This is a genomic window from Okeania sp. KiyG1, assembly GCF_014132355.1.
In the GTDB taxonomy this organism is placed as follows: Bacteria; Cyanobacteriota; Cyanobacteriia; order Cyanobacteriales; family Microcoleaceae; genus Okeania.
This window is the reverse complement of record NZ_BLZO01000142.1, coordinates 1-20,924: the sequence shown is the minus strand read 5'-3', so window position 1 is coordinate 20,924 and position 20,924 is coordinate 1. Positions and strand designations below refer to the sequence as shown.

The 20,924-nt window shown below is 35.6% G+C and carries 22 protein-coding genes and 2 pseudogenes; 14 read left to right on the top strand and 10 right to left on the bottom strand.

What is annotated here, in order from left to right:
• Positions 1-138 precede the first annotated feature (138 nt).
• On the bottom strand, positions 139-525 hold the full coding sequence (locus tag SAGCYANO_RS33490; protein ID WP_202223993.1) for a VOC family protein: 387 nt from the start codon (positions 523-525) through the stop codon (positions 139-141).
• 478 nt (positions 526-1,003) lie between these two features.
• Positions 1,004-1,453 (bottom strand): Fur family transcriptional regulator, encoded by a 450-nt coding sequence (locus SAGCYANO_RS33485; RefSeq protein ID WP_202223992.1) that lies wholly within the window; start codon positions 1,451-1,453, stop codon positions 1,004-1,006.
• 271 nt (positions 1,454-1,724) lie between these two features.
• Between SAGCYANO_RS33485 and SAGCYANO_RS46235 the strand changes: the two genes are divergently transcribed.
• The 8 genes and pseudogenes from SAGCYANO_RS46235 to SAGCYANO_RS33450 all read left to right on the top strand — a co-directional run bounded on the left by SAGCYANO_RS46235 (position 1,725) and on the right by SAGCYANO_RS33450 (position 7,156).
• Positions 1,725-1,904 carry a hypothetical protein gene (locus SAGCYANO_RS46235; RefSeq protein WP_237396940.1) on the top strand — a complete coding sequence of 60 codons (180 nt, stop codon included), beginning with the start codon at positions 1,725-1,727 and terminating at the stop codon, positions 1,902-1,904.
• Between the two features lie 68 nt (positions 1,905-1,972).
• The gene (locus SAGCYANO_RS33475; protein ID WP_202223991.1) at positions 1,973-2,467 is read left to right on the top strand and encodes a helix-turn-helix domain-containing protein; all 495 of its coding nucleotides are present in this window, start codon (positions 1,973-1,975) and stop codon (positions 2,465-2,467) included.
• A gap of 121 nt (positions 2,468-2,588) precedes the next feature.
• Positions 2,589-2,774, top strand: a pseudogene (locus SAGCYANO_RS50915) (transposase); the annotation flags it as partial.
• A 406-nt stretch (positions 2,775-3,180) separates the two neighbouring features.
• Positions 3,181-3,312, top strand: coding sequence for a hypothetical protein (locus SAGCYANO_RS48370; protein ID WP_255502463.1), 132 nt, complete (start codon positions 3,181-3,183; stop codon positions 3,310-3,312).
• Between the two features lie 311 nt (positions 3,313-3,623).
• Positions 3,624-3,986, top strand: a pseudogene (locus tag SAGCYANO_RS33465) (RNA-guided endonuclease InsQ/TnpB family protein); the annotation flags it as partial.
• 8 nt (positions 3,987-3,994) lie between these two features.
• Positions 3,995-4,378, top strand: coding sequence for a rubredoxin (rd, locus tag SAGCYANO_RS49650; RefSeq protein WP_307786176.1), 384 nt, complete (start codon positions 3,995-3,997; stop codon positions 4,376-4,378).
• 410 nt (positions 4,379-4,788) lie between these two features.
• Positions 4,789-6,786, top strand: a complete 1,998-nt coding sequence (locus tag SAGCYANO_RS33455) for an AAA family ATPase (RefSeq protein ID WP_237396938.1) — start codon at positions 4,789-4,791, stop codon at positions 6,784-6,786.
• Positions 6,787-6,931: 145 nt separating this feature from the next.
• A complete protein-coding gene (locus SAGCYANO_RS33450) occupies positions 6,932-7,156 on the top strand; it encodes a hypothetical protein (protein WP_202223989.1) in 225 nt (74 codons plus the stop codon).
• Positions 7,157-7,413: 257 nt separating this feature from the next.
• Here SAGCYANO_RS33450 and SAGCYANO_RS33445 read toward each other — a convergent pair whose 3' ends face one another.
• Together SAGCYANO_RS33445 and SAGCYANO_RS33440 are read right to left on the bottom strand one after the other, a co-directional pair.
• Positions 7,414-8,052, bottom strand: coding sequence for a ThiF family adenylyltransferase (locus SAGCYANO_RS33445; protein ID WP_202223988.1), 639 nt, complete (start codon positions 8,050-8,052; stop codon positions 7,414-7,416).
• A 12-nt stretch (positions 8,053-8,064) separates the two neighbouring features.
• A complete protein-coding gene (locus SAGCYANO_RS33440; RefSeq protein ID WP_202223987.1) occupies positions 8,065-8,904 on the bottom strand; it encodes a hypothetical protein in 840 nt (279 codons plus the stop codon).
• A 96-nt stretch (positions 8,905-9,000) separates the two neighbouring features.
• Here SAGCYANO_RS33440 and SAGCYANO_RS33435 point away from each other — a divergent pair, with 96 nt between their 5' ends.
• The gene (locus SAGCYANO_RS33435) at positions 9,001-9,156 is read left to right on the top strand and encodes a hypothetical protein (RefSeq protein ID WP_202223986.1); all 156 of its coding nucleotides are present in this window, start codon (positions 9,001-9,003) and stop codon (positions 9,154-9,156) included.
• A gap of 142 nt (positions 9,157-9,298) precedes the next feature.
• Here SAGCYANO_RS33435 and SAGCYANO_RS33430 read toward each other — a convergent pair whose 3' ends face one another.
• From SAGCYANO_RS33430 to SAGCYANO_RS33415, 4 genes are all read right to left on the bottom strand, one after another.
• Positions 9,299-9,502, bottom strand: coding sequence for a hypothetical protein (locus SAGCYANO_RS33430; protein ID WP_202223985.1), 204 nt, complete (start codon positions 9,500-9,502; stop codon positions 9,299-9,301).
• 380 nt (positions 9,503-9,882) lie between these two features.
• Complete coding sequence (locus SAGCYANO_RS33425; RefSeq protein ID WP_237396937.1) at positions 9,883-11,556, bottom strand: iron uptake porin; 1,674 nt, start codon at positions 11,554-11,556, stop codon at positions 9,883-9,885.
• A gap of 786 nt (positions 11,557-12,342) precedes the next feature.
• A complete protein-coding gene (locus tag SAGCYANO_RS33420; protein ID WP_202223984.1) occupies positions 12,343-13,359 on the bottom strand; it encodes an ABC transporter substrate-binding protein in 1,017 nt (338 codons plus the stop codon).
• A gap of 400 nt (positions 13,360-13,759) precedes the next feature.
• Positions 13,760-14,509 (bottom strand): ABC transporter ATP-binding protein, encoded by a 750-nt coding sequence (locus SAGCYANO_RS33415; RefSeq protein WP_202223983.1) that lies wholly within the window; start codon positions 14,507-14,509, stop codon positions 13,760-13,762.
• A gap of 339 nt (positions 14,510-14,848) precedes the next feature.
• Between SAGCYANO_RS33415 and SAGCYANO_RS33410 the strand changes: the two genes are divergently transcribed.
• The 3 genes from SAGCYANO_RS33410 to SAGCYANO_RS33405 all read left to right on the top strand — a co-directional run bounded on the left by SAGCYANO_RS33410 (position 14,849) and on the right by SAGCYANO_RS33405 (position 16,348).
• Positions 14,849-15,130, top strand: a complete 282-nt coding sequence (locus tag SAGCYANO_RS33410; RefSeq protein ID WP_202223982.1) for a MoaD/ThiS family protein — start codon at positions 14,849-14,851, stop codon at positions 15,128-15,130.
• On the top strand, positions 15,130-15,255 hold the full coding sequence (locus SAGCYANO_RS48365; protein ID WP_255502798.1) for a hypothetical protein: 126 nt from the start codon (positions 15,130-15,132) through the stop codon (positions 15,253-15,255). Before SAGCYANO_RS33410 ends, SAGCYANO_RS48365 begins: the two co-directional genes overlap by 1 nt.
• 349 nt (positions 15,256-15,604) lie before the next feature.
• Complete coding sequence (locus SAGCYANO_RS33405; protein ID WP_202223981.1) at positions 15,605-16,348, top strand: HesA/MoeB/ThiF family protein; 744 nt, start codon at positions 15,605-15,607, stop codon at positions 16,346-16,348.
• A 430-nt stretch (positions 16,349-16,778) separates the two neighbouring features.
• On the opposite strand, the gene SAGCYANO_RS48360 is transcribed toward SAGCYANO_RS33405, so the two are convergent.
• Positions 16,779-16,901 carry a hypothetical protein gene (locus SAGCYANO_RS48360; protein ID WP_255502797.1) on the bottom strand — a complete coding sequence of 41 codons (123 nt, stop codon included), beginning with the start codon at positions 16,899-16,901 and terminating at the stop codon, positions 16,779-16,781.
• A gap of 55 nt (positions 16,902-16,956) precedes the next feature.
• Here SAGCYANO_RS48360 and chrA point away from each other — a divergent pair, with 55 nt between their 5' ends.
• Positions 16,957-18,114, top strand: a complete 1,158-nt coding sequence (gene chrA, locus SAGCYANO_RS33400) for a chromate efflux transporter (RefSeq protein ID WP_237396936.1) — start codon at positions 16,957-16,959, stop codon at positions 18,112-18,114.
• A 292-nt stretch (positions 18,115-18,406) separates the two neighbouring features.
• Here chrA and SAGCYANO_RS33395 read toward each other — a convergent pair whose 3' ends face one another.
• Entirely contained in the window at positions 18,407-19,204 is a 798-nt protein-coding gene (locus SAGCYANO_RS33395) for an ABC transporter permease (RefSeq protein ID WP_202223980.1), read from the bottom strand.
• 1,365 nt (positions 19,205-20,569) lie between these two features.
• Here SAGCYANO_RS33395 and SAGCYANO_RS33390 point away from each other — a divergent pair.
• Positions 20,570-20,890, top strand: coding sequence for a transglutaminase N-terminal domain-containing protein (locus SAGCYANO_RS33390; RefSeq protein WP_237396935.1), 321 nt, complete (start codon positions 20,570-20,572; stop codon positions 20,888-20,890).
• Positions 20,891-20,924: the final 34 nt, after the last annotated feature.

Below are 20,924 nucleotides of genomic sequence, written 5' to 3'. Positions count from 1 at the left end.
AATATTATTTCTTTTTTCCCCTTGAAAAGGAAGGCTTTAGACCTTATTTTTGCTAAACAATTAATAATTATCTCTCCTTGAAAAGAAGAGGTAATTATTAATTATTAATTATTAATTATTAATTGTTAATTGCCTTTTTCAACTTTCATAAATTTCCAGAGGCAACCCATCTGGATCGGGAAAGAAAGTAAAACGTTTGCCAGTTATTTCATCAATTCTAATATCTTCTACTTCTATATTGTGAGACTTCAAATAATCGACAGATTCATCAATATTATCTACTTCTAAAGCTAAATGTCTCAAACCACAAGCTTCTGGACGAGTTAATCTTTTTGGAGGGTTGGGAAATGAAAATAACTCTATGCGATCGCCACTTCCTACCAGTAAATCTAATTTATAAGAATTGCGTGGTTTTCTCCAAGTTTCTTGAATAATTTCAAACCCTAAAATATTCACATAAAAATGTTTTGATTTTTCATAATTAGAGCAAATAATTGCAACATGATTGAAGCTTTTGATTTTCATAGGGTAATCCTGTAGTTGGCAATAGTAATTAACAAAAAGAAGATGATAAAAATTACAGTTTAAAAATGCTCCATCAGGCGATACTAAAATATTCGCGAGCAAGATGCTCGCACTATCAAATTTATTTTTCCCTGATGGGTTTAATACCCCAACCTCACCCACGGTATCTAGAATTGGTTGGGGAGCGATCGAGGGTCATCAACTTTTTAGTATCCCCATCAACTTTTCTCTTACTCTTTCTTCCTTCTTAGCAATACTAAAATATTCGCAAGCAAGATGCTCGTACTATCAAATTTATTACCCAATAATTAAGGTTTAAAGTCTCTCCTTAGTAAAGGATAAAAAAGCGGTCGAGGGATGGATGGGTTTCCTAACCATCCCTCAACCGCTTTTTTCCCCTTAAAGGGGAGGCTTTAAACCAGAATTATTTAATTATTAATTATTCATTATTCGGTAATTATTAATTATTAATTATTCATTATTCATTATTGAACAATACTCCATTACAACTTTCACGACTGCATGTACCCTTAACAATAACCTCATAACTTTCAGGGTAAATTCCTGGTGGTAAACGATCTATTTGTAAATTACTAAAAGTTTCCCAGTCGATATCAATGATCGCGCCACACTTTTGACAGCAAAAATGATGATGAGGTTTAACGTTAGCGTCATAACGAGTTACTCCCTCTTCTAGCAATACTTCCTTAACTAACCCTACTTCTCGTAACACAGTTAGGGCGCTATAAATAGTTGCCTTGGAAGAAATTGGTAACTCACGGTTGACTTCACTCAGTATCTCCTCAACTGTGGGATGGTCTGAACGAGATAAAAGATTAGCATAAACCGCAAACCGCTGAGGAGTAATTCTCAGTCCTTTAGATTGCATTTCTTCCTTAATATTTGTTGCAGTATAGTTACTGTTCATTAACTTAAGCTTATTATATACATTTCATACCAGCTTCAGATTATAACACATCTCAACAAATATTGGTTGTTAAATTTAATTTAATATTATCCTTGACATTTTCTTAAATCAGAATTATTCTTAGATATAACAGAGTAAAAGAAAGAATTCAGGAGAACACCATGGACTTGTCCAACTCTAACACCGCCAAAAACTTGTCTGATGCTTTTGCAGGGGAATCAATGGCTAACCGTAAATATCTCTTTTTGCCGAAGTAACTAAGAAATTGGGCATGGAAGATTTAGCCAAACTTTTCCGGGAAACAGCTAACCAAGAAACTCAACACGCTTTTTCCCACTTTCGCCTACTTCACCCAGAGTTAGTAGTAGACGACCCATCTACTTTGACCGAAGAGCAGAAAAAAGCGATCGCTTCTCGTTGTTTAGAATTAGCAATTGAAGGAGAGCATTGACTTAATCAGAGAATAACGATACAATACCTATTTAAGCATACCATTAGACTGGATGCCAATACGCATACATGAAATCCATTAGAACAAAGCTAAAACTTAATAATAAACAGAAGACTCTGATGGCTCAACACGCTGGCTATTCACGCTGGTGTTATAACTGGGGTTTAAGTTTATGGAATGCTGCTTATGTTGATGGTTACAAGCCCAGCCCTCGTAAACTCAGAGAGGTTTTTACCAATCACACAAAACCACTTTATCCTTGGATGAAAAACTTATCATCTAAAGTTTATCAATATGCTTTTATTAACTTGGGTGAAGCATTTAAGAGGTTCTTCCAAGGCTTAGGTAAATATCCAAGATTTAAGAAGAAAGGTAAATCTGATTCATTCACAATAGATAATTGTGGAAAACCAATAGAATTAAACGGATGGAGTCACAAATTACCTTTTATTGGTATAGTCAAAACTTACGAACCAATTGAAGCAACAACTCAAAAAATAACTATCAGCAGACAAGCTGGTGATTGGTATCTGTTGAGGAACGCCGTTCGCCCCTACGAATGAATTTACTCCAACTTTAACACCAAAAACTACAGAAATTGTAGGTGTAGATTTAGGAATTAAGACACTAGCAACACTAAGCACATGGTGAAGTATTCGAGAGTGTTAAGCCCTACAGAAAGCGCAAAACAGATTAGCTAAATTACAAAGACAACTGAGTAAAAAAGTTAAGCATTCAAGCAATTGGTACAAAGCAGTAATTAAGCTAGCCAAACAGCATAGACGAGTAGCTAATATCCGCAGAGATGCACTTGATAAATTGACAACATACTTAGCCAAGGTGCGACTCGTTCCTGTTAGGAGCCTCTAGAAACTAGAGGGGTATGAACAGGGTTCAAAGAGCAATTAAGCTCAATGAATAACTGAGTCACGGATGTGGGTGAAAGTCCCACCTGCCAAGGGAAGGCAGACTCCCGACCTGGCCACACCGAGCTAGACCTTTCCACTAGCAGAGTGAAGCTGGCAACAGGCCCCAACCAGAGCGTATAGTGGTAGGCACACTGGGGGTAATGGGGAGACGGCATGGGTACCGGGGCGGAATGTCCTGAAAAAGCGCCTCAAAGTACGGCAAGAACCACCTCTTATCTCTTGACCGCACACGAGGAAATCCCGCGTAATATTTTGGCATTAGACGCATCCCTGGGAATCGTGTAGGCGAATTGGACAGCCCTAAACCGTCAAAATAATCTGTAACTCGGAACGAGGAAAAACGGCAAGTGAGTCTGACTAAAATAGGTTATTTAGTTAGTAGGAGGGAAGCTCGGAATTCTCACTTGACGGGTAGGATGGGGGAACAGAATTGCCCCCGGCAGTCGAGAAACGGTAGTTGGATAGGTGATGATGCTTAGACACCTAGAGTGAAGCTCGCTGAAACTATGCGTACAGGGCAGAAGCTTTTAACCTGTAATTGCCTTGCTCGTTAGTCGAATGCAAAGCGACCCGGAAGCAGAAGCTCCAAGGCGGTAGGATTAGACACTCCTTGAAAACAATAGTGGAAGATTAGGAATCACTGGACTCTGACCAAGTTTAGTCTTAATCAAAGGATTTTGTATCTCACATGATACGTTGCCATAGACTGCTAGGAGCCTTGTGCGGTGAAAGTCGCACGCAGGGTTTTGAAGTAGAGGTGCGGGCGGTAATACGCCACATCGACTATAACAACCACGGCACTGTTGTGATTGAAGACTTAAATGTATCTGGAATGTTAGCCAACCATAAACTAGCAAAGTCAATAGCCGACCAAGGATTTTATGAATTTAGAAGACAGCTAGAATACAAGTGTCAATGGTATGGCAGTGAATTAGTAGTAGTTGATAGATTTTTTCCATCATCAAAAACTTGCAGTAGGTGTGGTCATGTACAAGATATGCCATTAAATCTAAGAACTTATGACTGCCCAGAATGTGGTATATCAATAGACCGAGACTTGAATGCCTCAATTAATTTAAGAGATGCGGTCGGCTTGACCGTTAATGCCTGTGGACGGAGTGCTGCCGACAGTTCCGGTGGAAGCAGGAAGTAAACATTGGAATGTCAGGCTATGTGACGTTTTATATCAGTTTTATGAAGCAGCAAGAGGAAGAGTCTCGAGAACACGCTTCCATGTTTCGTCAAGCAACTCATAAGTTTGGTTTATTGACTAGCATTGAGCATCACCACGCGGATCAATATACGGAAGCTCTCGAAGGTTTGAATGGTGTTGCACCTAAACAAAAAGCTGCTGGAAAGGAAGCTGCAACCCGTAAATGGATCTGTCGGGTGTGTTCGATGATTTACGATCCAGTTGTTGGCGACCCTGACTCTGGTATTGCTCCTGGTACAGCATTTGAAGACATTCCTGAAGATTGGTCTTGTCCTATTTGTGGAGCCCAGAAGAAATCTTTTGTTCCTTATGAAGAAGCGGTTGCAGCTTAGGTGTTTCTTTTGCTGATAGGAGACTGAAGGTTACGCAAATTCACCTTGAAAACGCCAGATGTAGGGGCGTTTGCGGAGCATGACCTTAGGAAATGGCATTCGCCCTTACTTGATTAATATCCGCGCGTAAGTCCTGTAAATGTTTAACTTAGCTGCATTTTAGGCAAAACCAAAACCCACCTTTATAACCAGATAATCAAGTTCGCACTCTGACATTGAACCTATAGTGCGGAGTTTGTATGATTGTTCAATTTTAGACTAGAATAGTTAATGTTCACAGCCTAAAATTTATAACTTACTGAATGATTCTCAAAACTTTATACATTCGTTTTTACAAGTCTTTTAATTATGATTACCTCAGAAAGCATCATCCAAATGTTGTAAAAAAACCTTGGGAAATGATTGATAAGATGTGGTATCCGTATGTACAAATTCCAATTGATTCCAAAGTAACTACAGTAGTAGGGGCAAACGAGTCTGGAAAGTCTCATTTATTGAGCGCGATTAAAAAGGGAATTTCTGGTGAAGGAATTACATATCAAGACTTCTGTCGTTACTCACAGTTTTTTACGGTTAGAAAAAATGAGCTAAGATTGCCTGATTTTGGCTTTGAGTTCTCAAATTTAACTCCGCAAGAGCGGGAAAAAATTTGCGTTGTTTGTTCAATTCCGAAAAATACTGAATTTGATCGCTTCTTTCTCTTCCGAACTGATCGAAAAAATCTTTGTGTTTATATACAGCAGGAAACAGATAAGTACACAACATATGAAATTACCAATCAAGAAAATATAGAAAAAGTTTCAAAACAATTGCCTAATGTATTTGAGTTAGAAGCAAAGATTGCTGTTCCTGGAAGTATTCCGATTAAACAACTGGTAAGGAGAATTAAAAAGCAAGAAATTAAGAGTACAAAATATGAACTAATAACACGTCCAGATAGGGCTAAAGTTCGTAAAATTGTTGATAATATTTCGGAAAAATATCATGCTTATCTGCCAGAAAACAATTCAACATTTTCTAAGCCAGATGAAGCAGCACAAAATAACATTAAATCATTAATTACGATTTTCAATAGTCTAAAAAATGATGACTCTGAAGGGTCTCAAAAAAACCATAAAGAATACGATCTTGTTTATGACTTAATCTGTAAAATTGCTAATGTAGATCCAGAAGTATTGCTTACCCTGGCAGATTCCTTAGCAGAAGGAAAAGAAGGTCACGCTAATAGCATAATAGCCAAAATTAATACTCATCTATCTGATAGCCTCAATTTACAAAAATGGTGGACACAGGATAAGGATTTTTCCTTACTGGTATCAGCACAAGAACATGATTTAGTATTTACAATTCGCGACCGGACTGGTACTGAATACTCCTTTGAGGAAAGAAGCAATGGACTTAAGTATTTTTTAAGCTATTACATTCAATATCGTGCTCATAAACCCCACCCTGAAAAAGATGAAATTCTCTTGATGGATGAACCAGATGCTTATCTATCTAGCCAAGCTCAACAAGACCTTCTCAAAATATTTGAAAAGTTTTCCAACCCTGATAAAGGAAAGCCTATTCAAGTTATCTATGTCACTCATTCTCCATTTTTAATTGATAGAAATCATGCTGAAAGAATTAGAGTTTTAGATAAAGGAAAAAAAGAAGAGGGAACAAGAGTAGTTAAAGATGTAGCAAGAAATCACTATGAACCACTAAGGTCTGCTTTTGGTGCTTTTTTAGGTGAGACAACTTTTATTGGAAACTGCAATTTAATGGTTGAAGGAGTTGCCGATCAAATTCTAATTGCAGGAGCTTCAACTCATCTATTTCGGAAAGGAGCATCAAAGGAAATAGAAACTCTTGATTTGAATCAAATTACTATTGTTCCAACAGGTTCAGCTTCACATATTCCCTACATGGTTTATCTAGCTCGTGGGAGAGATAAGGAACAACCAGCAGTGATTGTTTTGTTAGATAGTGATGAAGCAGGTAATGATGCAAAGAAAGCTCTAAAAAGAGGGGGAGCAAACAAAAAAGAATTACTCAAGGAAAGTTTTATTCTTCAGATAGGAGATTTAAAAAAAAATTCGGATTTAACTTTGCCAGAAGGATTAATACCAACTGAAATAGAGGATCTTGTTCCTTTATCTATCTGTGTAAAAGCTGCTAAAGATTATGCGAAAGATATTTGTCAAGTGGAAAATAGTGTTGTTGAGTCTATAACAGAATCAGCTATCTTGGAAAAAATACCAGATAACAAAACTATATTCAAAGCTATTAAAGCTTATTTTAAAGAGTTATCTAAGGAGGGTTTTCATATTGACAAAGTAGGATTTGCCAGAAATGTAGTTGACTCTCTTAAAAGTTATAAAAATCTTTTAAAGAGGAAGATGTTACAAATTTTGAAAAAACTTTAAGATATTATTTTCTGAGTTAAATAAAAGGAAGCGACAAGCTGAAAAGAAACTAACTCAAGAGCATATTTCACAAAAAAAAGAACGCCTTATAGACTCTTTCCTCCAAGATTATCCTACAGTAGCAAGACGCGAGCAGGCAATAATTTTGTTTGAGGAATTAGAAGCTGTTTTATTAGATGATGATAATAGTGTTGATAACGAAGAAGCTACGAAAATAATTCATAATTTACGCTCCGTTCATCAACTTGACACTGAGATGACAAGAGTCATAGAAGATTATGAATCTTTTAGGCAAGGATTAGAAAAAATTAAGTATGTGGACATAATTGCTAGTCAGGAAAAAGATGATGATTATCAAAATCAGGAATAGGAAAATAGATCATACAAATGGTAATAGTTTAGTTAACTTCATTGCCAAACTTTATGTCTGATGAAATAACCAATTTTATCTCTGGAATACTAAAAAGATGAACATCAAATAATCAACCAGAAGATATTTTTGAAATTAAATATATTCGTTATATTCGGTGGGTTACAGCAGATAATTATAAAATTGTGTAATTTTGTAGAATTGTTCTTGCCTAACCCACTCTACTAAATATTGAGATTATTTTTTTCTTTCCCTTTCTAAAAATCTATAGACCTAACAGCAAAATCTCCTAAAGTAACAGTAAAATTATCCTGCTGTTTTGTCGCTGCAAAGTTCACCACAACTTCACAAGCAACAGCAACAGTTAACATTACTAAATTTCTCGCTAATGGATAATCACAAATATCATCATTTACTGGAGAAGGGACTCGATAATTTTCATTCCAAATTATCTCTGAATATTCAGAAGCTAACCCTACATGAACACAAGAAATATTAGAATCAGCACAATAATTTTTCACAGCACTCCGACTAATACTATTATCAAAAGTGTCAATCACTAACTCACTTTTTCCTAATAGTTTACCTGCATTTTCTTCAGTTAATTTTTGAGCTTGACCATCAATTTTTACTCCTAAAGCACGATAGAGACTATTGGTCAAAATTTTCACCTTAAAAGCTCCCACATCAGAACGATAATAAGGTTGAGTAGATAGGTTACGCTCTTCAATGCGATCACAATCTATAACCCGTAATTTACTAAACCCAGAACGAGCTAAATTTTCAGTAATATTTGCTCCTAAAGCACCTGCACCACAAATAGTTATTGACAATTTTTTTAGCTTTGTCATAATTTCTGGACTGCGGTAAAGTTGTTCGTGAAAAAATATAGACATAGTTCCTTCCACTTAATATCTTTGCTCAACAACACCCACTAAAGATTGTAAGTCAAAATGTCGATCGCCCCCACTCAGACAAATACCAGCACTCACTACAGTCAAATCATTTTTATCAATAGCGGAAGTATGACGTTCCCCATCCCTTGTCACCCATTCTACTTGCCAATAGGTAGAGCGATCGCGAAAATTCTGCAATTCACCTCCTCCCATTTCTAACGCTTCACGCAGTTGTTTTTCATCCCTTTGTTGTTGCATTTGTTTCATAAACTCTTCTTTTTGTCGCGCTACTAAGTCATAAACTGTTTTCATTTCTGGAGTTATCCCCTTAAACCTGACTTCTTTGGGTGGGGTAATATTTTTGAACGCTTCCCGTAACTGTTCCGCAACAAAAGGATCGGCACGGCGATCGATATCTTCAAACCACCAGGAACTACCATCAAATCTAGCAATTATTGACTCAAACATAACTCCTTCTGTTACTAGATGAACTGCTATTGGTTTAGCAAAACCAAAACGTTGTTTAGCATCAGATTCATTAGTTGGATATGCTAGCCATTTTTGCCCTTTTAATTGATAGGCAAGGAATAATCTGAGAGGTTTTAAAAGTTGGAAATATTCCTCTAGTTGAGGTAAGCTTGGTTCTTCTACAAATTTTGCTGTTTTGTCATTAATTGGCTGAAAGATTCCCCAACCTTCAAATTTTTTTGGTTGAGTTTGAAAGGTATAAACTATTCCTGCTACTCTTGTTTTTACTCGCCCACCTCCCACACAAGGTGCTAGAAATTGAATATTATTTAACTGTGCTTCTTGAGCGGCTAATTGGTTTAATAAATTCCGAATATCTGTCATAGTTTTTGATTTATTGAAGAAGGAAGAAGGAAGAGGGAAGAGGGAAGAAGGAAGAGGGAAGAAGGAAGAAAGAAGTCCGAATATCTGTCATAGTTTTTGATTTATTTAAGAAGGAAGAAGGAAGAAGGAAGAGGTAAGAAGGAAGAAGGAAGAAGGAAGAAAGAAGTCCGAATATCTGTCATAGTTTTTGATTTATTTAAGAAGGAAGAAGGAAGAGGGAAGAGGGAAGAAGGAAGAAAGAAGAAGGAATAAGTAATATCATGTCCGTGGGTATCCTTTTGGAAGTTAAAATTTATTAACTGGAAGGAAGATAGTAATATTTAATTTCTGGAGATGTCTATTTAGCAACAAAGAAATAGTTTGGTATAGCATTTCTTAAATTAGTGAAATACAGTTACCTTTTTGTCTTTTTATTCCCTGTTCCCTCAAATATAAAATTTTGTACCTCACGCTTTTTGGGAATTGCTATATCAAGAATTTTAAGTTTTAACTTCTTAATATCAAATCCGTTTACTTTGCGAGTAACATCATTTCTACCTTTAGTAGAGGCAAACGGCCATTTTTCCCTACAATGTTGACTGTTATTTTTTAATTTCAATACTTAATTATAGCAGTTTTGAATAAAGCCAAAAATTTATCGCTTTTAGGCAACAGGCAACAGGCAACAGGGAATAGATAAGAAAAAAGTATTTTTGCAAATATGAGATGCACCCTAAAACTCAGACAAAGCAAGACTTTTCTTTCTTCCTTCTTCCTTCTTCCTTCTTTAGTTAGGACAGTTCAAAAGTTGAAAATTCAGACAATGTAATACTTTTCCTTCTCCCTTCTCTCTTCTTCCTCCTTCCTCCTTCCTTCTTCCTTCTTTAGTTAGGACAGTTCAAAAGTTGAAAATTCAGACAATGTAATACTTTTCCTTCTCCCTTCTCTCTTCTCCCTTCTCTCTTCTTCCTTCTTCCTTCTTCCTTCTTCCTTCTTTTCCTAAAACAAAAAAATCATCCGAATAATTCCCACAGTAATAGTGTCATTATCTTCATCATGTTCGGGATTAACAACTACCAAAACTCCCGGATTAATTGAAATATTGTCATTAATTTGATAACGATAAAAACCCTCTAAATGCCAAGCTGTATCATCATCATCTGGACCATTATCAGTATCAGTTACTTTAGGTGGATTTCCAATTACAAAACCAAGCAAACTTCCCTGTTTACCTAAGTCAGTAAATCCGAAAGTAACTGCCCAATTAAAAATAGTTGCTTCATCTCCCTCCTTAACCATACCAACAGATTTTTCAGCATCAGCAAAACTCCATCCAGTCCAACCGGAAACTGTGAAATTATTCAAAGCACGCCAACTTCCTTGAATACCTAAATGATCTGCGGAAGTAGGAACTAAATTACCAAAAGGCGCATTTGCTCTTCTACTACCTGTTGCTGCTGAGACAAATAACTTCCTTTTTGGATAATAAGAACGTACATAAGTAATGCCAAAACGGAGGCGATCGCTTGGTCGAATATCTAGTTGTGCTAAACCTGCATTACTACCATTAAAAAATCCATTACTCTCTGTTGGATTTTCCGGGTCTCTTGCTAAATATCCTAAAGATAAACTTACTGATTTATTAATATTATAAACAACTGTTACTCCAGCACCCCGCGCTCCTTGGGCATAGATAGGATTGAAGCGTCCAAACCTAGAAATTGCCCCTGATATTCTATTTGCAAAAAGTCTGTTGAAGTTATCAGAAACATTCATATTAAACCTACCACCAATAGCATCAACATGAACTCTAAATTTTTTCCCAACGGGAAAACGATAAAACAATTTACCAATATCAACAGTATTATTAGTATTTCTTTGAAAAGCTAAACGAGTCATATTTGTTCCAGTTATTGGCACTCCATAGGCAACAGTATCCAGAGCATCTAAACGAGTTCTAAATAAGTCTCGTCCTGTAAAGCTAGTATTAAAATTCAAACTTACTCGATTATTTAAAACGGTATTATCTTCTAAACTACCACCACCAGCTTTCTCTTCTCCAAAGACATTACTAATAGCAAATACAATTTCTCCACCTAGTTTAGTTGTGGTAGAAAACTGATTTGCTTCTAGTTCTGTAGTCCGTGCTTCTAGAGCATCTATTCTGCCTTGAATTTCTGCAAGTTCGACAGCAAAATCTTCTTGTAAACGTTGTAAAACTGCTAAATCATCTTTAGTTACTAAGTCTGCTGTAGAGGCAGCAATTAATTCGGTAATTCTGTCTAAACAAGCATTTAAACCTGCGGCAAATTCATAGCGAGTCATAGGACGATTACCACGATAACTACCATCGGGATAACCAACAATACAACCGTAACGTTCTACTAATGATTGTAATGCTTGAAATGCCCAATCTGTGGGTTGAACATCGGATAATTGAGATACAGAAGTAACTTGACCCATTGAGTCTGTATTTTGCTCAAGTTGATTTGGTTTAACGATAATTGCATCTTCAGCAACCGGAGTTATATTTGGTTTTGATGATTCTTTTTCTAATGTTTTTCTTTCAGAATTTATTTGTGTATATTTAATTTCATTTGCTTGAGTTACAGCACAAAATATTACGGTGTTACAGAAGATTAATAAAAGACAATTAAATAAAATTTTTGACATATTTAACTCCTTAAAAAATTAATTTTATTAAAAATTGAACTCTAGACTAGATGTTATATCATGTCCAGTTAAATAGTGATAAGTTAGAAGCTCTCGTAGTAGAAGTTGAGTAAGAAGATAGATATTTCAGGGGCTAGAGCAAAACTACAAACAAAAACTTTTTTATCACTTATTATCCGGACATCATATTAATAGGAATTTCTATCTCGGTTCTGACGGAAATGGGGAGTTTCATTTTAACTAGGAAATGTATCTCATTTATAAGAGAAACTCTATATCTATTATTGCCAAGTAATTAGTTCCTTCAGCGATTAATAAATTCGTAAATATTTCCTGCGGAATGCTGCACAAACAGCTAGCTTGCTGTCAGTTCGAGTGCAACAAGACTCTCTTCTTAAGGACAGTGTTTAAATTAATATAGACTTTAAGGGCAAGGGAGCCAACTTTTCTAGTAAGATAATTAGGGCTTACTGATTAAACCTAAAAGCATTGACATATAAAGAATTTAGCCTTTTCAGGATCGAATAAAGTGCTTAGTTTTCAGTCTAAAACACTCAAAAAGTTAGTATTTTAGGCGCATAGTTGGGCAGAAAAATCATTCTTACAATTCTTACTCCTACCTCCTCTAAATTCCTATTTCTCCTGTCTCCTGTCTCCTGTCTCCTACCCCTACTAAAAGACTTTTTCAGCATACCCTAATTAATCAAGCTTTTATAGTAAACTAAAAGCAATAGCTGATAGCTGATAGCTGACGGCTGAATGCTTACATAAATTCTGTCATATTTATCATCCATAATAAAATTCATCATCGGGCAAACTTCCACCAAAAAGTTTAGGATTTTGCTCCAATAAACGAGAATACCAAAACTCTAAATCCTCTTTTGCATCCTTAGCACTCACCATTTCTAATGGCGTATATCCCAGAGATTTTTTAATAACAGGAGCTTTCAATCCTAGATATTTTGCTCCCAAAGCAGCAGCATCATCAGGATTTTTTTGAGACCAATTTACCGCCTCAACTAATCCATTTTGGATAGTCTGAATTATATCGGGATATTTATCAATTAAAGAAGTTAAAGCTAAAGTTCCTGCTTGGGGAAAACGAGGCGCTCTACCTGTCACTTTTCCCCATTCTTCTTGTAAATTAATTGCCAGTTTTATATCTAATCCTTGTTGTTGACCGCGAAGTTCAGCACCAGTACCCGCAGGTTCAGATAAAAGAGCTGCATCACCACGACCAGCTAATAATAATTGCACTGCTTGAGCAAAGTCTGTGGTGTATTGAATTTTTAAATCTTTCTCTGGATCTAATCCATTTTCTTTGGCTAAATAAAAGAATAATTGAGCAGGTAAACCGCCCCGGAAAGCTATTAGTAATGTTTTGTTTTTTAAATCTTCAAAACTGCGGATATTTTGGTTGGACCAAATATTTAAGACTCCCCAAACCAGTACATTAAGTAATTTTATCGGAACTTTTCTTTGATATAGATTTGCTGCAAGGGATGTAGGAGTTGCTGATACTTGTAGTTTTCCAGAAACAGCATCTGCTCGGAGTTGGTCGTGAGTCTTCCAAATACGGAAGTCTACTGTTTCTACTAAGTTTTTAATTGTACTTTGTTCTGCTAAATAGGCTAGCAGAATTGTAATCATAATTGGAGAGCCACCAATGGCTAAGTTTGACAGTTTTTCTTCAGACTGAGCGATAATTTTTTCTGCTTTTCCCTCAGATAAATTAGTAGTAAATGTTAAACCAGTAGTAGCTAATATTAATTGTAAAAATTGACGACGTTTTTGATTAAGCATTCTTAATAATTAATAATTAATAATTAATAATTAATAATTTCTTCTCCTTGAAAAGAAGAGGATTGACTCAAAGGAAAAATTTTTCTCTCTTGGTCGATTGGATATGGCGAGGAGACCCGCTCTTATCAGAGCCGCTCCGCTAACGCCATTCCTCGACCGCTTGTTTCTCCTTGAAAGGAGAGGCTTTAAACCTTAATTATTCGGTAAAATTAGAATCAAAAAAAGTAGGCGACTAACGTAAGCAGTCAGCTATCAACAACAAGAATATCTCCTTCAGAAAAGTGTTTAAATTAATAACTTTAAGAGCAAGGGAAGTCACTTTTGTAGTAAGACAATTAATAAAGCTTTGCTCCTAAACTAAAAGCAATAGCTGATAACTGATAACTGATAACTGAAATGACTAACTGCTAGAACCAACAAATAATCCAGTGGATAGTCGGAAACAAGTCGCTACTTCTGGAATCATCAAAAGTTGAGAAAGTGTTTTGTAAATGTATGCCTCATCTCTTACTGTTGGCGGTCTATCGGGTTGCCACTCATAGACAATGTTACTAGGAGAGGGTGATAAAATAATCAAGTTGTCTGCTACTAAGACTGCTTCTGCTAAGTCATGGGAAACTAAAATAGCTGCCATATTACGTTCGCTCAATAACTTTAACAATAGCCTCTGGAAATCGCGTTTTCTACCAATATCTAAAGCACTAAAAGGCTCATCTAGCAAAAGTAGATCGGGTTCCACTGCTAATGCTCTCCCCAAAGCAACTCGCTGCTGCATTCCACCACTAAGTTGATGTGGGTATTGGTTAGCTGCTTCGTTAATACCTAATTGTTGAGCCAGAGCGATCGCTATTTTTTGACGTTGTTTTTTCGTTATTCTTTTTGCTTTTAAACCAAAAGCAATATTTTCTAAAGTAGTAAACCAGGGAAGTAGTCTTGCTTCTTGGAAAACATAACTTGTCTGTACAAATTGATTTTTTATCTTACCTGAAGTTGGTTTAATTATGCCTGCTATGATTTGTAAAAGAGTAGTTTTTCCGCAACCAGAAGGTCCTGTTAAACATAATATTTTTCCTGGTTTTAGGTGAATATTAATATTATTAAGTACCGTGAGGTTACTGTATTTATGGTGAATGTTTTCTAAGACAATCATATTAGCATAATTACTAACTATAGGAATAATTTTTAACTCTTGGTTTAGTGGTATTTTGGAGACCTGCTTCTTAAATTCCTAGATTTTATTTTCTAATGAATTATTTTTAAACTCCTAATATAATAGCGTTAAATATTATAAACAATAGGTTTAACTATGTCAAAAGACAAACTGTCAAAGTTCTTCTAATCCTGTCGTTTAGTTGATTTAGAAGCTCTTAACATTTATTTTAATATTTCCAAAAAATTACTTGACTTATGCAAATAAATATATAATTATTACTACTAATCACACTGAAAAAAGTTCTATGAATGTACTATAGACATTCTCAAAATAGCTATGGCAATAAAAGTGAATTATTTTGCACAAATCAAACAAGTTGTAGGGGGAATTGACTCTGAAACTATCCAACTAGAAACTCCTTGTTCAGTTAAGCAACTGGTTAATAAACTTGTTGAAAATCACGGTGATTCATTGCAAAATTTACTCCTAGATTCTAGCGGAAATTTACGCTCAACTATTCTTTTAGTTATTGGTGATGCTCAAATTCCTTGGAATAGTCCTGTAGAAATTAAAGAAGGAGACGAGATTAGTTTACTTTCCCCACTAGCAGGCGGCTGATGAAGTCAGAAGTAAGTAGGGGCGAATGGCGATTCGCCCGTACAGAAGTTATTTTTGTAACGGGGAGGTTCGATCCCAAAATATTTCGCCTTAAAAGGTGGGGTTGGGCGACCCAATTATTTTGATAAATTAATTAGGACTTACCAATCTAATCTAAAAGCATTGACTGATATTTGCTTGACCCTTTTTAGATTCCCAAAAAGTGCCCTGGTTTCAGCTCTTCATGCTCAAAAAGGCACGCATAAAAGGTAGACAAGAACAGAAAAATTGAGGGACAACTCTTACTCCTACCTCCTCTAAATTCCCCTTTCCTCCTGACTACTGTACGGTTGATTCACGTTTGCGGAGCATGACCTTAGGAAATAACCTCTACTGACTACTACAAAGAGCAAAAAGACTTTTGAGCGCAAACCCTAATTATTTGTCTTCATTTTAGAACTGACTTGGAAACTTTCAAATAAATACATTAACTAGATGAAAAAATTAACAGAAGAAGAAAAAGCAACCTATCAATGGCAGATGTGGGTACCTGGTTTCGGCGAACAAGGACAGGAAAAACTCAAACAAGCATCGGTTTTAATCTCCCGTGTTGGTGGTGTTGGTAGCGTCGTAGCTTTAGAACTAGCAGCTGCGGGAATAGGAAAACTTGTCTTAGCTCATGGAGGTAATATTAAACCTTCTGACTTAAACCGACAGCTTTTGATGACTTATGATGGTATAGGTAGATCGCGAGTAGAATCAGCAACACGTCGGTTAAAAGAGTTAAACCCTCATGTAGAAATTGAAGCTATTCCTGAAAACATATCTGAAAGCAATGTAGAGCGCTTGGTGAGAGAAGTCGATTTAGTTGTAGACTGTGCTCCACTCTTTGAAGAACGTTTTGCCATGAACTCCGAAATAGTTCGTCAGAAGAAACCTCTGGTAGAGTGCGCCATGTATGAAATGGAAGCGCAGATTACAACTATTATTCCTGGTCAGACCCCATGTTTGTCTTGTTTGTATCCGGAAAAACCTAACATTTGGAAAAGAGAGTTTCCAGTATTTGGAAGTGTTTCTGGAACGATTGCTTGTATGGCCGCGACGGAGGCGATTAAAGTAATTTCCGGACTAGGAGAACCTCTGTTAGGAAAACTATTAATTTGTAATTTACGGCAGATGACATTTCAGAAATTTGATATTTATAGGCAGTCAAATTGTTCAGTTTGCGGAGATATTTGAAGAAGGAAAGCATCCCCCTTGCCCCCCTTTAAAAGGGGGGAGGAAGAAGGAAGAAAAAATGGATGGGGACAGTCAACTTAGGAGCTAATTTTTAATACTAATTTTCTCGAATATACCATTGAAGAAGGAAGAAGGAAGAAGGAAAAGGGAAGAAGGAAGAGGGAAGAAAAAATGGATAGGTAAAGTCAACTTAGGAGCTAATTTTTAATACTAATTTTCTCGAATATACCATTTTTAATTTTCGAGGTACACTTGTATTTTTTTGCTATATTCCCTCTTCCATCAAACCTATAATTTTGAACATCAGCAATATGATAATTGCTATCATTATTAGAGTAAAAAAATCAAATATATTATAAATTAAGGCTCCTTAAAAAATAATTATAATAGGGATTAAACTATTTTAAGAGATGTTTATATAGTAATAATATCATGTCCGTTGGTATCGTTTGTATATAAAGTTGTGGAAATATCTAGCGCCATATAAGGTTTTTCCTTCTCTTAAAGCTTCTTCCTTCTTCCTTCTTCCTTCTTCCTTACCTTCTCTATACAATACCGATGCTACCGGACATGATATAACTTAGAAAATTAGTTAAGGATAGAAGTCATTGATTAGCAAAGAAAAATTGCAACGACTCCTCGAACTAGCAAGTGTTTTTCTCAAAGTAGGTAGTATCGGTTTTGGTGGTATGCCAGCCATCATTGCTATGATCAAATCTGAAGTTACTGATAAGCGAAAATGGCTTACTCAAGACCAATTTATCGACTTTTTTGGCGCTACCAACCTGCTCCCTGGACCAAATACTGTGGAAATTGCTACTCATGTTGGTTATTTGCAAAGTGGATGGTGGGGATTTGCTATTGCTGGTCTTTGTTTAGTTTTCCCATCAGCTCTAATTGCAATTGCTTTGGCTATCCTCTACAATCAATTTGGCTCACTTCCTGAAGTTACACCTTTTCTAGATGGGATTAAACCAGTTGTTCTATCCTTAATTTTAGTGCCTGTCTATAAATTGGGCAAAACAGCAATAAAACACTGGAGTTTGGCAGTAATTGTCATCTTTGTGATACCAGCATCAATCTTGGGATTAAATAACATAATTGTTATTCTTCTTGGGGGTTTTTTGGGTATGTTTTGGCTTCATTTTTATCGGGAATTTACCACTGAAACTCCGGTAAATATACCTTCGGAAAATTCTAGAATTCGATTACCAAAAACACTGATAATTTTATTGATACTCCTGGGAGTATTTTTATTGATTGATATCCTGACAACATCCGAGATTTCTCTATGGAAACTTAGTAGTTTTTGCCTGAAGGTAGGCAGTTTATTATATGGCAGTGGTTATGTATTAATTGCCTTCCTACAAGATTTAGTAGATCAGTTTCATTGGTTAACTCAGCAACAATTGTTGGATGCTATTGCTATCGGACAAATCACACCAGGACCTTTGATTTCCAGCGTCACTTTTATCGGCTATTTATTATTAGGATTACCAGGGGCAATAGTAGGGACTATTTCAATTTTATTACCTGCATTTTTGTTTAGTGCTGCACTCAATTCTTTGGTTCCACAAATGCGTAATTTTCGGTGGACTTGTGAATTACTTGATGCTATTAATGTTACTTCTATTGCTTTAATGGCATCTGCTTTTCTGACATTATCTAGCTCGACACTTATTAATTGGCAAACTTGGTTAATTGCTATATGTGCTTGTCTGATAAATTTTCGTTGGAAGATAAATATTATTTTGATGATTTTTTAGGTGCTATTTCTGGTTGGATACTGTTCAGATTTTAATTGTTAAAAAGCCTTTCCTGACGGAATGCTGCACAAACAGCAGTTCAGCAATCAGCGGTCAGCTTCATTCCCTTGAATTGTATGAGTTATACCAATTTCATAAAATATTGCAAAGCGTGAGGACACAGGGAACAGGGAACACCTGAACTGTGGCTAGTGAAAGAAAAACATTCCTTTTAACCCAATCCTCTTCTTTTCAAGGAGAGGTAATGCTAAATTCTAAATTCTAAATTCTAAATTCTAAATTCTTGAAAACCCTACTTATTTTTTTCACCATAATGCCAAGGTTCCAAAAATCTGCGGATGGGGCGAATAACTAAATATTCAGATATCAAAATCAATACTACTGTTACAACCACCCATGCCATTACTTCCGCTGTATCAAGATTAATTCTAGCTAGATTCATTTCTGCACCAATACCTGTTTCTGATGATAATAATTCAGACATTATTGCCACTCGCCAAGCTAATCCTAATCCAGATGCTATTGAAGGAAATAAACTTGATAATAAATGTGGATAATATAAGTCTAATAATAAATTTTTGATGGGAATTTTAAAAGTAAAAGCCATTTCGATTAACTGTGAATTGATATTTCTCACACCTTCCACAGCACCAATAAAGATAATAGGTAAAGTAGCAACAGCAACAGTAAATATTGAAGTAGAATTACCAGTGCCAAACCAAAGTAATGCAATTACAATCCAAGCAATAGGTGGTACTCCTTGCAAAGCAGTAATTAGAGGTCTGACTGCTCGACTAATCAAAGGTTTTATACCAGATATTATTCCCAGGAAACAGCCACTTAATGTTGCTATTGTGAAACCACTAATTGCATTTAAAGTAGTAGTTGAAATGGCCATAGTTAATTTATTTGCTGTTGCTAAATTTTTCAGAGCGACTAGAGTTTCTAGAGGAGAAGGTAGAATGATTGAACTATAGTGCATTGCTAGTAGTTGCCATATAGCGATCGCTCCTATAAAGCCGATTAATTCAGGTAAAATAACTTGAATTAGTTTGAATATATTTTTATCAAATTGATCGGATTTAATCATCTACTTGACTCTGTTATTTTTAACTTGAATATAATCTTTACAGGATTTAATATTTGCTGCTACATATTTTCCAGAATTATACTTGAGATGATGAGTCCATGGGTAATATCATATCCATGATGCCTTCTCTCCATCTTCTGACTCCTGATACCAAATCCGGTTATTACAGCGCTTTTCAAATTTATTAACCACATCTTCACAAGCAAAAATTTTGTAGGAGCGATGCGCGTTTGCGGAGCATTCCGGAACGGAAATCGCCCCTACTGTGGTTTACCCAAATGAAAACCGCTGTAAAAGTCCGTTTTTCAAATTCTTCTCTAACCCTTCTGCCTTACCTTCATAATAACGGTTCTTTCGATTGCCGGATTTAGTATGAGGAGGTCCTCCTGACTCCTGGTCAAAAAACTTAATTGTTGACAAAGATACCAAAATAAAAAATTCTCCACCATAATGTTAAATTTGGTAGAGAATAATGTTAATTATATCATGTCCGTTTATATCGTTAGTTTCAACAATTAATAATGAATAATGAATAATGTATAATTACCTCACCTTGAAACGGATAGGATTGACAAATTCATGAAAATTTTTCTTCTCTTGGTCGATTGGATATGGTTAGGAAACCCATCCATCCCATCCTAACGGACTGCTCCGCAAACGACCGCTTATTATCCCCTTAAAAGGGGAGGCTTTAAACCACAATTTTTCGGTAAACCCAAGGGTGAATATCTACAGGAAATAATGGTTTTTTTTCTTGCGAGGGTAGCCTTCCTCATTTTGCAGAAAATATTTCGATGACAATTAGAAATTCTCATAACTTCCGGTCAACTAATTTTTCCTATTTGTAGTAAAATTATATATTCTCAAAAATATAAATAATATCTAAAATTTTATTACTTCTAAGTCAGTTTTTGATATATTAATTTTTTATCTTAATTTATGCTAATGTTACCGGACTTCTAGCTTTAGTAAGAACAATGAAAATCAATCAAAATCAACTAAAAATTACCTTTTATTTCTCTAATAGCAGCCATTTATTATCAAAATAATTGGGTCGTGAAACCCCGCCTTTTAAGGCGAAATATTTTTGGATAGTTGCTCAAATCCCCTACTTCCCCTCCTGGCTCCCCTCCTGGGAGGGGCGGGGGTGGGTTAACTTCTGACTTCTGACTTCTGACTTCGTTAACTGCTAGCCTAGTCATAAATCAAGAATTATTAAACCTCAAAAAAACAGTAAAATTATTAACTATAACTAGCTAATTTAGATTTTTAGTATTTCTCTATGAATTGTTATAATTAAGATTATCTCTAGGATAAAAACAGTTTCAAAATCAACCTGTTTCCTGTTTCATAGCAGAAATAATAATGTCAATAAAAGTCAGTCTCAATCATCAACTTATTTATAACTTTGACCGCCCGATTATTCTCGGTCCGCATTTATTAGGATTACGACCTTCTCCTCATTGTCGTACCCCCATTCAAAATTATTCACTAAAAATTGAACCTCAAGAACATCAAATTACTTGGCAACAAGACCTCTACAGTAATTTTATTAGCAAAATAAACTTTCTTCAAAAAACAAATAAACTCAAAATAGAAGTTGACATAATAGCCGAACTAAAACCAATAAATCCCTTTGATTTTCTCCTAGAAAATTATGCAGAAAAAATATCCTTTTGCTTATGAAAGCCAACTCAACAAAGAACTAATCCCATTTTTA